The organism is Leptothrix cholodnii SP-6 (assembly GCF_000019785.1).
GTDB lineage: Bacteria > Pseudomonadota > Gammaproteobacteria > Burkholderiales > Burkholderiaceae_C > Sphaerotilus > Sphaerotilus cholodnii.
This window is the reverse complement of record NC_010524.1, coordinates 4,299,453-4,312,696: the sequence shown is the minus strand read 5'-3', so window position 1 is coordinate 4,312,696 and position 13,244 is coordinate 4,299,453. Positions and strand designations below refer to the sequence as shown.

Genomic DNA, 13,244 nt, shown 5'->3' with positions numbered 1-13,244 from the left:
GTCCGTCACCTGAACCCCTTCCGGAGGAGCCCCCATGAAGATCCGCACCGCACTCGCCGCAACCCTGCTCGGCCTCGGCCTGTTGAGCCAGGCGCACGCCGCCGCACCGCTGGCCAAGACCCAGGCGCCGGGTTACTACCGCATGATGCTGGGCGATTTCGAGGTCACCGTGATCAACGACGGCACCGTCGGGCTGCCGATCACCAAGCTGCTGACCGCCACCACGCCCGAGGCCACCGAGCGTGCGCTGGCGCGCAGCTTCCTGAAGGATCCGGTCGAGACCTCGGTCAACGCCTTCCTGGTCAACACCGGCGCCAAGCTGGTGCTGATCGACGCCGGCGCCGGCAGCCTGTTCGGCCCGACGCTGGGCAAGCTGGTCGCCACGCTCAAGGCCTCGGGCTACCAGCCCGAGCAGGTCGACGAGATCTACATCACCCACCTGCACGCCGACCACGTCGGCGGCCTGGGCCAGAGCGAGCAGCGCGTGTTCCCCAACGCCGTGATCCGCGCCGACAAGCGCGACGCCGACTTCTGGCTCAGCCAGGCCAACCTCGACGCCGCGGCGCCCGAGAACAAGGGCTTCTTCCAGGGCGCGATGGCGTCGATGAACCCTTACGTCAAGGCCGGCAAGTTCAAGCCCTTCGAGGCGAACACCGAACTGGTGCCCGGCGTGCGCTCGCAGGCCAGCGTCGGCCACACCCCCGGCCACAACTTCTACGTGGTCGAGAGCAAGGGCGAGAAGCTGGTGCTGTGGGGCGACGTGATGCACGCCGCGGCGGTGCAGTTCATGTCGCCGACCATCACCATCGCCTTCGACGTGGACGCCAAGTCCGCCGCCGAACAGCGCCTGAAGGCCTACGCCGAAGCGGCCGAGAAGGGCTACTGGGTCGGCGCCACGCACGTCGCCTTCCCGGGCCTGGGCCGGCTGCGCGCGGCCGAGGGCGGTGCGTATGTGTTCGTGCCGGTCAACTATTCGAACGGCGGCAGCCAGCCTTGACGTTTCATTGCGGCGGGCAGCCGTGGCTCACATGCTGCGCCGATACTGCCCGCCCACCTCGAACAACGCATTCGTGATCTGCCCCAGCGAGCAGCACCGCACCGCGTCCATCAGCACCTCGAACACGTTGGTGTTGGCGATCACTGCCTGCTTGAGGCGATCGAGCATCGCCGGCGCCTCAGCGGCGTGGCGGGCATGGAAATCGGCCAGCCGCTGCAACTGCGACTGCTTTTCCTCGTCGGTCGAACGCGCCAGTTCGAGCGGCCCGTTCAATTCGTCGCCGTGCGGATTGCGGAAGGTGTTGACGCCGATGATCGGGTATTCGCCGGTGTGTTTCTGCATCTCGTAATGCATCGACTCTTCCTGGATCTTGCTGCGCTGGTAGCCGGTTTCCATCGCACCCAGTACGCCGCCGCGGTCGGCGATCTTCTCGAATTCCTGCAGCACCATTTCTTCGACCAGCTCGGTCAGCTCGTCGATGATGAAGGCGCCCTGGTTCGGGTTCTCGTTTTTCGCCAGGCCCCATTCGCGGTTGATGATCAATTGAATCGCCATCGCGCGGCGCACCGATTCTTCGGTCGGCGTCGTGATCGCCTCGTCGAAGGCGTTGGTGTGCAGCGAGTTGCAGTTGTCGTAGATCGCGATCAGCGCCTGCAGCGTGGTGCGGATGTCGTTGAACTGGATCTCCTGCGCGTGCAGGCTGCGGCCCGAGGTCTGGATGTGATATTTGAGTTTCTGGCTGCGTTCGTTGGCGCCGTACTTGTCGCGCATCGCCACCGCCCAGATGCGCCGCGCAACGCGACCCAGCACGGTGTATTCGGGGTCCATGCCGTTGCTGAAGAAGAAACTCAGATTCGGCGCGAAATCATCGATGTGCATGCCACGCGCCAGATAGGCTTCGACGAAGGTGAAGCCGTTCGACAGCGTGAACGCCAGTTGCGAGATCGGATTCGCGCCTGCTTCGGCGATGTGATAACCCGAGATCGACACCGAGTAGAAATTGCGCACGTCGTGGTGCACGAAATACTCGGCGATGTCGCCCATCACCTTGAGTGAAAACTCGGTCGAGAAGATGCAGGTGTTCTGGCCCTGGTCTTCCTTCAATATGTCGGCCTGCACCGTGCCGCGCACGTTGGCGAGCACCCATTCGCGGATCTTGGCGGCTTCTGTGTCGGTCGGTTCACGGCCGTTGTCGGTCTTGAATTTGCCGAGCTGCTGGTCGATCGCGGTGTTCATGAACATCGCCAGGATCGACGGCGCCGGGCCGTTGATCGTCATGCTGACGCTGGTGGTCGGCGAGCACAGGTCGAAGCCGTCGTACAGCACCTTCAGGTCGTCGAGCGTGGCGATGCTGACACCCGAGTTGCCGACCTTGCCGTAGATGTCCGGGCGCGGATCGGGATCGTTGCCGTAGAGCGTGACCGAGTCGAAGGCGGTCGACAGGCGCTTGGCCGGCATGCCTTCGCTGACGAGCTTGAAGCGGCGATTGGTGCGGAAGGCGTCTCCTTCGCCGGCGAACATGCGGGTCGGATCCTCGCCCTCGCGCTTGAACGCGAAGGTGCCGGCGGAGTAGGGGAAGCTGCCCGGCACGTTGTCGAGCATCAACCACTGCAGGATCTCGCCGTGGTCCTCGTACTTGGGCAGCGCGACCTTGCGGATCTTGTTGCCGCTGAGCGTGGTGTGCGTCAGCGCGGTGCGCAGTTCCTTGTCGCGGATCTTCACGACGTAGTGGTCGCCGGCGTAGGCCTTCTGCATGTCTGGCCACATGGCGAGCAGCTTGCGGGCGGCCGGGTCGAGCTGGGCCTCGCGCAGCACGGCCTGTTCTTCGAGCGCGTCGCAGGCGCGGTGTTTTTCGGGGATCGATTCCTTCAACATGCGTGCGCTCTCGCGCAGCTGCTGGATCTCGCGGGCGATGCGGGCCTGCTTGCGCGCGCGGGCCTTGTAGCCGCGCACGCTGTCGGCGATCTCGGCCAGATAACGCACCCGCGCGCCCGGCACCACCGGCGTCTGGTGCGTGCTGTGGCGGGTGCTGACGAGCGGCAACCGGCCGTCCTTGAGCGGCAGGCCGAGGGCGGCCAGGCGCACCTTCAGCGCCTGATACAGCGCGGTCACGCCGTCGTCGTTGAAGCGGCTGGCCATGGTGCCGAACACCGGCATCGCGTCGGGCATCACGCTGAAATCGCCGCGGTTGCGCTGCACCTGCTTGGCGACGTCGCGCAGCGCATCGGCCGCACCCTTGCGGTCGAACTTGTTGATCGCGACGAACTCGGCGAAGTCGAGCATGTCGATCTTCTCGAGTTGGCTGGCGGCGCCGAACTCGGGTGTCATCACGTACATCGGCACGTCGACCAGCGGCACGATCGCCGCGTCGCCCTGGCCGATGCCGGAGGTTTCCACAATGATCAGGTCGAAGCCGGCGACCTTGGCCGCGGCCAGCACGTCGGGCAGCGCGGCGCTGACTTCCGAGCCGGTGTCGCGCGTGGCGAGCGAGCGCACGTAGACGCGCGGGCCCTGTTGCCACGGGCCCGTGGCGTTCATGCGGATGCGGTCGCCGAGCAGCGCGCCGCCGCTCTTGCGGCGTGACGGGTCGATGCTGATGACGGCGATGCGCAGGCTGTCGTCCTGATCCAGGCGGATGCGGCGGATCAGCTCGTCGGTCAGGCTCGACTTGCCGGCGCCGCCCGTGCCGGTGATGCCGAGCACGGGGGTGGGGCAGCCTTTGGCAGCGTCGTGCAACGTGGCCACCAGCGAGGCGTCGGCCTTGCCGTTTTCGAGTGCGGTGATCAGTTGCGCTAGCGCGCGCCAGGCCGCTTCGCCGTGGCCTTGCAGCGCGGCCAGTTCGCCGGGCGCAAACGACGACAGGTCGCGGTCGCAGCGCATCACCATCTCGCCGATCATGCCGGCCAGGCCCATGCGCTGGCCGTCCTCGGGGCTGAAGATGCGCACGCCGTGATCCGCCAGGTCCTTGATCTCGCTGGGCACGATCACGCCGCCGCCGCCGCCGAAGACCTGGATGTGCTCGCCGCCACGTGCCTTGAGCAGCTCGACCATGTACTTGAAGTATTCGGTGTGGCCACCTTGATAGGAGCTGACCGCGATGCCCTGCACGTCTTCCTGCAGCGCCGCGGTCACCACCTCGTCGACCGAGCGGTTGTGGCCGAGGTGGATCACCTCGGCACCCATGCCCTGCAGGATGCGCCGCATGATGTTGATGGCCGCGTCGTGGCCGTCGAACAGGCTGGCGGCGGTGACGAAACGCACCTTGTGCTGCGGGCGGTAGTTGGCGAGGGCCTGGTAGTCGGCGCTGAGCTGGGTCATGCGGTGTCTCCGTTCGGGTCTGGCGGGCAGATTAAGGCGTCAAACTGATTCTAGATTGACGTTTACGTAAACGTCATACAGGCCTTTCCCAGGGGTCTCGGCACCAGATCAGGGTTATCACGGGTGTTTTGCACGCCCATGGTGCGGGTCGGTCGGGCCTCGCACGCAATCCGCGCGCATCGATGGCCGGGCGCGAGGTTCGGCGGTGCGATTGCGGGGTGCGTGCACGCGGTTCTCCCTGTGTGGATCCGGCTGCCGCATGGGCTGGCACGCGTCCTGCTAAACCTTCTGCGAGGCTGCATCGCAGTGGCCTCACTAGGTGGGACATTTTGGACAACGGCGTCCGATCGTCCCGACAAGCCAGGCCCTCGCCTGTTGTCGGACAACGATCGAGACGCCGTCTTTTTTTGTTTTTTCGAAAGTGACGCGATGACCATGCCCCAAGACCCGGTGACGCCCGTGAACCTGCCGCGACGCGATTTTCTTCAACGTGCTGCCGCCGTGTCCGGCGCGCTGGCCGTGCCCGGCGGCGCGTGGGCGGCCGGCTCCGATGCGCCCGAGAAGAAGGAGGTGCGCATCGGCTTCATCCCGCTGACCGACTGCGCCTCGGTGGTGATGGCCTCGGTGCTGAAGTTCGACGAGAAGTACGGCATCAAGATCATCGCGAGCAAGGAAGCTTCCTGGGCCGCCGTGCGCGACAAGCTGGTCAACGGCGAGCTCGACGCCGCGCACGTGCTCTACGGCCTGGTCTACGGCGTGCATCTGGGCATCAGCGGCCCCAAGAAGGACATGGCCGTGCTGATGACGCTCAACAACAACGGCCAGGCGATCACGCTGTCGAAGAAGCTGGCCGACAAGGGTGCGGTCGACGGCGCCGGGCTGGCCAAGCTGATGAAGGCCGAGCCGCGCGAATACACCTTCGCGCAGACCTTCCCGACCGGCACCCACGCGATGTGGCTGTACTACTGGATGGCGGCCAACGGCATCAACCCGATGACCGACGCCAAGGTCATCGTGGTGCCGCCGCCGCAGATGGTGGCCAACATGCGCGTGGGCAACATGGACGGCTTCTGCGTCGGCGAGCCCTGGAACCACCGCGCCATCATGGACGGCATCGGCGTGACCGCGGTCACCACGCAGGACATCTGGCGCGACCACCCCGAAAAGGTGCTGGGCGCGACCAACGACTTCGTCACCAAGAACCCGAACACCGCCCGCGCGATGGTGATGGCCATCCTCGAGGCCAGCCGCTGGATCGACACCGGCCTGCAGAACAAGATGAAGATGGCCGAGACGGTGGCCGAGAAGTCGTACATCAACACCTCGGTCGACGCCATCAACCAGCGCATCCTGGGCCGCTACCAGAACGGCATGGGCAAGACCTGGGACGACCCGAACCACATGAAGTTCTTCAACGACGGCGCGGTCAACTATCCGTACGTGTCCGACGGCGCCTGGTTCCTGACCCAGCACAAGCGCTGGGGCCTGCTCAAGGCCGACGTCGACTACCTCGGCGTGGCCCGCGCGATCAACAAGACCGAGATCTACAAGCAGGCGGCTGCGCAGGTCAAGGTCAACCTGCCCAAGAGCGACATGCGCAGCAGCAAGCTGATCGACGGCGTGGTCTGGGACGGCAAGGATCCGGCCAAGTACGCCGCGGGTTTCAAGATCAAGGTGGCCTGAGGGCCTGAAAGGTTCATTCCATGAACGCATCCACACTGAGCCTGTCGGCGATGGCCCCGACAGCAGGACCGGCGAACCTGCCGGCCGGTACGGCGCCCCGCCAGGCGTCGGCCGCCGCGAGCGAGGTGGTGGCCCACCCGGCCGCGGCCGCCCTGGCCGGGGCTGCGGCCGCGGCGCGGGCTGCCACCTCGAGCTCGACCGCCGACGTCGTGCTGCGCGAACAGGGCGCCGCGCTGGCGCGCGCGCAGCGCCGCCGTGCGCTGGCCAAGGTGCTGGCACCGGCGGTCGGCTTCGCGTTGTTCCTGCTGTTGTGGCAGGCGGTTTCGCTCGCCGGTGACAAGCAGCTGCCCGGCCCGGCGCCGGTCTGGGAGGCGGCGGTCAAGCTGTTCTCCGATCCGTTCTACAGCAACGGCCCGAACGACCAGGGCATCGGCTGGAACGTGCTGTCGTCGCTGCAGCGCGTGGCCATGGGCTTCGGTCTGGCGGCGCTGGTGGGCATCCCGCTCGGTTTCATGATCGGGCGCTTCAATTTCCTCAACCAGATGCTCGACCCGCTCATCAGCCTGCTGCGCCCGGTGTCGCCGCTGGCCTGGCTGCCGATCGGCCTGATGGTGTTCCAGGCCGCCAACCCGGCGGCGATCTGGACCATCTTCATCTGCTCGATCTGGCCGATGGTGATCAACACCGCGGTCGGCGTGCGCCAGGTGCCGCAGGACTACCTCAACGTCGCGCGGGTGCTCGAGCTGTCCGAGTGGACGGTGATGCGCAAGATCCTGTTCCCCGCCGTGCTGCCCTACATGCTGACCGGCGTGCGGCTGGCCGTGGGAACCGCCTGGCTGGTGATCGTGGCCGCCGAGATGCTGACCGGCGGGCAGGGCATCGGCTTCTGGCTGTGGGACGAGTGGAACAACCTCAACGTGGCGCACATCCTGATCGCCATCTTCGTGATCGGTGGAGTCGGTCTGGCGCTCGAAGCGCTGCTGATGGCCATCGCCCGCCGTTTCGAATACGCCTGAGCCCCGGAGCAAGCGATGACCCAAACAACAGATTCACGCACCAGCACGCTGCTGCGCATCGAAAACGTCGGCATGACCTTCCCGACCAAGTCGGGCCCGTTCGTGGCACTGCGCGACATCCACCTCAACGTGGCGCGCGGCGAGTTCATCTCGCTGATCGGCCACTCGGGCTGCGGCAAGTCGACCCTGCTGAACCTGGTGGCCGGCCTGACCACGCCCACCAGCGGCGTGATGCTGCTCGAGGACCGCGAACTGCGTGGCCCCGGCCCGGACCGCGCGGTGGTGTTCCAGAACCACTCGCTGCTGCCGTGGATGAGCTGCCTCGAAAACGTGCACCTGGCCGTCGAGCGGGTGTTCGGCGCCACCGAGAAGAAGGCCCAGCTCAAGGAGCGCGCGATGGCGGCGCTCAAGCTGGTCGGCCTCGATCACGCCAGCGAGAAGCGTCCGGGCGAGATCTCCGGGGGCATGAAGCAGCGCGTGGGCATCGCCCGGGCGCTGGCGATGGAGCCGAAGATGCTGCTGATGGACGAGCCCTTCGGCGCACTTGATGCGCTGACGCGCGCCAAGCTGCAGGACGAGCTGATGAAGATCGTCGCCGCCACCGGTTCGACGGTGATGATGGTCACGCACGACGTCGACGAGGCCGTGCTGCTGTCCGACCGCATCGTGATGCTGACCAACGGCCCGGCCGCCACCATCGGCGAGGTGCTGAAGGTGCCGCTGGCGCCGCTGCGCGAGGCCGCGCGCGCGCGCCTCGAGATGGCGCACGACGCCGACTACCTGCACTGCCGGGAGGCCGTGCTCGAGTTCCTGTATCACAAGCAGGCGCACGTCGAGCGCGAGGCGGCCTGAGTCCGCCGGCTCGCCCGCCGCGCTGGCGGCAGGCGGGCGTCGACCCTTGCCACCACCGGTGCAAGTGTGAAAAATGAGCGCAGAATCCGCCGCAAAGCGGATCCGCGCAGCACGATCCGCCCAGCGAACATCAAGAGGGGACGCTTTGGGGATTCCGTGCAAGACGGCTGCAGGGCATGCCGAACTGGTCGCCAGCGAGCGCAGGTTGTCGCAGCGCCACCGGACGCTGCTGCTGCTGGTCGATGGCCGGCGCAGTGTCGACGAGGTCCTGCAGCTCGGCCTGCAGGCCGGCGTTCCTCGTGCCTATCTGGACGAGCTGCTGGCCCTGGGGCTGATCGTGCTGGCGGCGCCGATGACGGCGGCGGTCCAGCTCGATCAGGATCCCTTTGCCGCAACCGCCGCGGCCTCCGCGTTCGCGTCGACGCCCGAGGTCGCATCGGTCCACGAGCATGACGACGACGCGATGCTCGACACCGTCGGCCTCGGTCCGGCCATCTCCAACACCCAGCTGGCTCAGCTCGACGACACCGACCTCGCGTTCGCCCAGGCGCGCAGCGTCCTGCTGCAGGCGCTGCTGATGCGCTCGCCGGTGAGCGGGGCGGTCACAATGCTGCGTGTGCGGCGCGCCCGCAACCGTGTCCAGTTGCGAGCACTGCTACCCGAGGCGCATGCCCGGTTGGCTCGGCCGCTGCACCTGGCGCAGGCGCGCCAGGTGATCTCGCGCGTCGAGGCGCTGCTCGCATCCTGACCGGTCGGGCCGCGTGTGCCCGTCGACCGCTGCCCGCACGGCGCTGCCGTGCTCATGCCCATCTGACCTCATGAGCTTTCTCGCCATCGACATCGGCAACACCCGTCTCAAATGGGGTCTCTACGATGCCGCCAAGCCGGGCGCACGGCTGCTGGCCCACGGCGCGGTTTTCCTGGAAACCATCGAACAGCTGGCCGAACAGGACTGGGCCCGGCTGCCTCACCCGACGGCCATGCTGGGCTGCGCGGTGGCCGGCGACGCCGTGCGCCGCCGCACCGAAGAGCAGCTCGAACTGTGGGACCTGACGCCGCACTGGGTGGTGTCGCAGCCGGTGGGTGGCGGCATCGTCAACGGCTACGACCACCCGTCGCGCCTGGGCAGCGACCGCTGGGTGGCGATGGTCGGCGCGCGCGAACGCATCCTCGAGCAGACCGGGCCGGGCGCCAGGCCGGTGCCGGCGATCGTCGTGATGGTGGGCACGGCCGTGACGGTCGACGCGGTCGACCCGGACGGCTGCTTCATCGGCGGGCTGATCCTGCCGGGCTTCGGCCTGATGCTCAAGGCGCTCGAGATGGGCACCGCCGGCCTGCGGGTGCCGACCGGCGACGTGTGCGAGTTCCCCACCAACACCAGCGACGCGCTGATGAGCGGCGGCGCCTGCGGCATCGCCGGGGCGATCGAGCGCATGCACCGCCAGCTGCAGCAGCGCTGCGGCGTGGCACCGCGCATCCTGATGTCGGGCGGCGCGGCCACCAAGCTGGCGCAGATCATGGCCCTGCCGGTCGAGGTGGTCGACACGCTGGTGTTCGACGGCCTGCTGCGGCTGGCCAGCGACCGGGTCGCCGCTGGCCTGGCCTGAATCGATCTGGCGCGCCCGATGCCTTACAGCACGTAGCGCGACAGGTCTTCGTTGGCCGCCAGTTCGGCCAGCTTCCGGTCCACCAGCGCGGCGTCGATCTGCACCGTGCTGCCGGCCAGGCCCGGGGCGTCGAAGCTGATCTCGTCGAGCAGCCGTTCGAGCACCGTGGCCAGCCGGCGCGCGCCGATGTTCTCGGTGCGCTCGTTGACGTCGAAGGCGATCTGCGCCAGGCGGCGCACGGCGTCGGGGGCGAACTCGAGCGTCACGCCTTCGGTCGCCAGCAGCGCCTGGTACTGCTTGATCAGGCTGGCGTGGGTGCTGCTCAGGATCGCCTCGAAATCGTCGACCGACAGCGCCTGCAGCTCGACCCGGATCGGAAACCGGCCCTGCAGTTCGGGGATCAGGTCGCTCGGCTTGGAGACGTGGAACGCGCCCGAGGCGATGAACAGGATGTGGTCGGTCTTGACCAGACCGTACTTGGTCTGCACCGAGGTGCCTTCGACCAGCGGCAGCAGATCGCGCTGCACGCCCTGGCGCGACACGTCGGCGCCCTGGGTGTTGCCGCTGCTGGCGACCTTGTCGATCTCGTCGATGAAGACGATGCCGTTCTGCTCGGTGTGCAGCAGTGCGCGGCTGCGGGTTTCGTCCTCGTTGACCAGCTTCTGCGCTTCTTCGTCGACCAGCAGGCGGCGCGCCTCGCCGATCTTGACCTTGCGCTGCTGGCGCTTGCCCTGGCCCATCTGCGAGAACAGGCCCTTGAGCTGGTCGGCCATCGCCTCCATGCCGGCCGGGCCCATGATCTCGAGCGTCGGCTTGGCGTCGGCCAGATCGATCTCGATTTCCTTGTCGTCGAGCGTGCCTTCGCGCAGGCGCTTGCGCATCACCTGGCGGGCCGTGTTGTCGGCCGCGGGTGCTGGCGTGGCCTGGGGCTCGAGGAAACCGAAGTCGCTGCGGCCGGCGCTGCGTGGCGGCGGCACCAGGATGTCGAGGATGCGATCTTCGGCGGCGTCTTCGGCGCGGCTGCGCATCAGCGTCACCTGGCGTTCGCGCTCCTGCTTGATGGCGCTTTCGACCAGATCGCGCACGATCGAGTCGACGTCCTTGCCGACATAGCCGACCTCGGTGAACTTGGTGGCCTCGACCTTGATGAACGGCGCATCGGCCAGTCGCGCCAGACGGCGCGCGATCTCGGTCTTGCCCACGCCGGTGGGGCCGATCATCAGGATGTTCTTGGGCGTGATCTCGCCGCGCAGCTTGTCATCGACCTGCTGGCGCCGCCAGCGGTTGCGCAGCGCGATCGCGACCGCGCGCTTGGCTTGTTGCTGGCCGACGATGTGACGGTCGAGTTCGGCGACGATTTCCTGCGGGGTCAGGCTCATTCGAGGGTCTCGATGGTGTGCGACTGGTTGGTGTAGATGCACAGGTCGCCGGCGATCTCGAGCGAACGCTTGACGATGTCGGCCGGCGACTGTTCGGTGTGCTGCAGCATGGCGCGGGCGGCCGCCTGGGCGTAGGCGCCACCGGATCCGATCGCGACGATGCCGTACTCGGGCTCGAGCACGTCGCCGTTGCCGGTGATGATCAGCGAGGCGCTGCGGTCGGCCACCGCCAGCATGGCCTCGAGGCGGCGCAGCACGCGGTCGGTGCGCCAGTCGCGCGTCAGTTCGACGGCGGCGCGCACCAGATGGCCCTGGTGTTTCTCGAGCTTGGATTCGAAACGCTCGAACAGCGTGAAGGCATCGGCGGTGGCGCCGGCAAAACCGGCCAGCACCTGTTCGCGATACAGCCGGCGCACCTTGCGTGCGCTGGCCTTGACGACGATGTGGCCCAGGGTGACCTGGCCATCACCGCCCATGGCGACCTGCTCGCCGCGCCTCACGCTGAGGATCGTGGTGCCGTGGAAGGACTCCATCTGATGTGTTCAAGTGAGCTGGGGGAACCGAGCATACCGCGGCCTCCAGCTCCCCTCAGACCCCGCGTCGCGGGGAGGGATCAGATGTTGCGGACGGTCACGCGGGCATGTTCGGTGATGCCCATCGCGCCGCAGAACAGCGCAACCAGCCGGTGCGCATCGACGAAGTTGACGGTGCGGTTCTCGGTCCGCCGCGCCAGCACCCAGTTGAGCAGATCGCCCGCGGCGAGGAAGTCGATGCGGATCAGGCGCGCGCATGAAACCTGGATCACGGCGGACGGGCCGATCTGGGCGTCGAGGCTCTTGAGCAGCGGGCCGATGTCGCCGACCAGCTGGCCGTTGAGCTCGAGGGTCGCGGTCATCGGCACGCTGTCCTCGACCGGCTCGGACTCCTGGAACGACGCCGACGGTTCGACCGCTTGAATGGGCGGTGCGATCGTCACGCCGCTGCCGCCCGACACCCGCAGCGAGCAGCGGGCAGCAGCCCATGATGGTGGCGACACCTCGTAGGTCAGGCAGTAGTCGATGGCCGCCTGATCGAAGTCGGGCGCCCGGTTGGCGAGACGAAGTGCCTCGAGGCGCAGCAGCCAGTAGGACGGATCGGCATCGCGCACGCCCGCGGGCGCCAGGTCGGCGAGCAGGGAGAAGAATTTTTCGCCACCGATCCAGCGCATCTCGATCGGCTCGTTGGCCCAGTCGCCGAGCAGCCGCGTCAGTGCCACGCAGGCCTGCGCATCGATGCGGCGCACGTGGCGCCAGTCCAGCACCCACGGCAGCGGCATGTGCAGCAACTGGGCGCGCAACTGGGCGATCGCGTCGGACTCGACCACGTCCGGGGCGACCCAGCCGATGGTGCCGTCGAGCTGGGTCGAACGGGTTGCCTGGCGAGGCCGTTCGCCGGCGGCGGCTTCGGCCACCAGGCGCGGCAGCGAGAACCACTGCGGCGGCGACCAGCCGAAGCGCTGCACGTAGTCCATCGCCAGGGCGTCGAACTTGGCTTGCAGGCCGGTGGCGCGGTAGAGGTCGAACAGCGCGAACCAGGTTTCGGTGTGATGTGCGCGTCCGCCGCCAGGGCCGATCAGGTGGTGCAGGGTGCGTTCGCACTGCTCGAAGTCGGCATTCGCAAAAGCGATGACGGCTTCGTCGAGATCGGGGTCGTGGGCCAGTTCGGTCACTTCGACCGCAAAGGCGTTCGAATTCTCGCCAAAGCTCATGTGCAGCGGCGACAGCGCGGACACGCCCTTGCTCATCACCGACGACGGCGCATTCGGCCCCGCCGGCGGTGGCGACAGGACCGAGTCCATCTGCATCGGCGTGGTCGGCTTGAAGGCGTCGGCCATCTGCGGCGCGCTGGCCATCACCTGCGGGGCGGTGGTGGCCGAAAAGAACGAGTCCGACATCGACGGCGTGGTCGATCGCATCACGGCGGCACCGCGCCGGCTGGCGCCGCTCTCGCCCACCATCATGCGTTCGATGGCGTCGATCTTGTCCTTGACATCGGCATCGGCGCGCGCACCGCTGTCGTGCGTGCGGACTTCGGAGTCGTCCAGGTGCGACAGGCCTTCGAGGCCCGCGAGACCTTCACCGGTCAGGCCTTCGCGGCGGATCTTGCGCAGCATGTCGAACTCGCGCTTGCGCACGAAGTCGTTGCGCCGCTTGCGCTCGATCATGGCCTTGAGCTCGGTCTTGGCCTGATCGATCTCCTTGGTCTCGGATTCGTTGCCGTTCAGGTCAGCCCAATCGGTGGTGGGATTGAGCGCAAAGCGCACCACCTTGCGGAGGAATCCGCTCTTGGGAGGTTCCTTGGATTCAGCCATGACAACGAATGGAGGACCGCACGCGTGTGGAGATGATGCTGC

General features: G+C 67.4%; 10 protein-coding genes. 6 read left to right on the top strand and 4 right to left on the bottom strand.

All coding sequences use genetic code 11. The annotated features are described in order from the left end of the window. The first annotated feature begins 34 nt into the window (after positions 1-34). On the top strand, positions 35-997 hold the full coding sequence (locus LCHO_RS19140; protein ID WP_012348846.1) for an MBL fold metallo-hydrolase: 963 nt from the start codon (positions 35-37) through the stop codon (positions 995-997). A gap of 27 nt (positions 998-1,024) precedes the next feature. On the opposite strand, the gene icmF is transcribed toward LCHO_RS19140, so the two are convergent. Beyond that, complete coding sequence (icmF, locus tag LCHO_RS19135) at positions 1,025-4,315, bottom strand: fused isobutyryl-CoA mutase/GTPase IcmF (RefSeq protein WP_012348845.1); 3,291 nt, start codon at positions 4,313-4,315, stop codon at positions 1,025-1,027. A gap of 429 nt (positions 4,316-4,744) precedes the next feature. On the opposite strand from icmF, the gene LCHO_RS19130 reads away from it, so the two are divergent. The 5 genes from LCHO_RS19130 (at position 4,745) to LCHO_RS19110 (ending at position 9,473) form a co-directional block, all read left to right on the top strand. After that, positions 4,745-5,998: a CmpA/NrtA family ABC transporter substrate-binding protein gene (locus tag LCHO_RS19130; RefSeq protein WP_012348844.1), complete on the top strand. Its 1,254-nt coding sequence runs from the start codon at positions 4,745-4,747 to the stop codon at positions 5,996-5,998. A 20-nt stretch (positions 5,999-6,018) separates the two neighbouring features. Continuing rightward, complete coding sequence (gene ntrB / locus LCHO_RS19125) at positions 6,019-7,014, top strand: nitrate ABC transporter permease (RefSeq protein ID WP_012348843.1); 996 nt, start codon at positions 6,019-6,021, stop codon at positions 7,012-7,014. A 15-nt stretch (positions 7,015-7,029) separates the two neighbouring features. Next, a complete protein-coding gene (locus LCHO_RS19120; protein ID WP_012348842.1) occupies positions 7,030-7,866 on the top strand; it encodes an ABC transporter ATP-binding protein in 837 nt (278 codons plus the stop codon). A 145-nt stretch (positions 7,867-8,011) separates the two neighbouring features. Beyond that, entirely contained in the window at positions 8,012-8,614 is a 603-nt protein-coding gene (locus LCHO_RS22380) for a hypothetical protein (RefSeq protein WP_012348841.1), read from the top strand. Positions 8,615-8,684: 70 nt separating this feature from the next. Continuing rightward, the gene (locus LCHO_RS19110; protein WP_012348840.1) at positions 8,685-9,473 is read left to right on the top strand and encodes a type III pantothenate kinase; all 789 of its coding nucleotides are present in this window, start codon (positions 8,685-8,687) and stop codon (positions 9,471-9,473) included. Between the two features lie 23 nt (positions 9,474-9,496). Here LCHO_RS19110 and hslU read toward each other — a convergent pair whose 3' ends face one another. The 3 genes from hslU to LCHO_RS19095 form a co-directional block, all read right to left on the bottom strand. Beyond that, entirely contained in the window at positions 9,497-10,852 is a 1,356-nt protein-coding gene (gene hslU, locus LCHO_RS19105; protein ID WP_012348839.1) for an ATP-dependent protease ATPase subunit HslU, read from the bottom strand. After that, positions 10,849-11,385, bottom strand: a complete 537-nt coding sequence (gene hslV, locus LCHO_RS19100; protein ID WP_012348838.1) for an ATP-dependent protease subunit HslV — start codon at positions 11,383-11,385, stop codon at positions 10,849-10,851. Before hslV ends, hslU begins: the two co-directional genes overlap by 4 nt. Before the next feature lie 80 nt (positions 11,386-11,465). Next, complete coding sequence (locus tag LCHO_RS19095; protein ID WP_012348837.1) at positions 11,466-13,202, bottom strand: hypothetical protein; 1,737 nt, start codon at positions 13,200-13,202, stop codon at positions 11,466-11,468. Between the last annotated feature and the right edge of the window lie 42 nt (positions 13,203-13,244).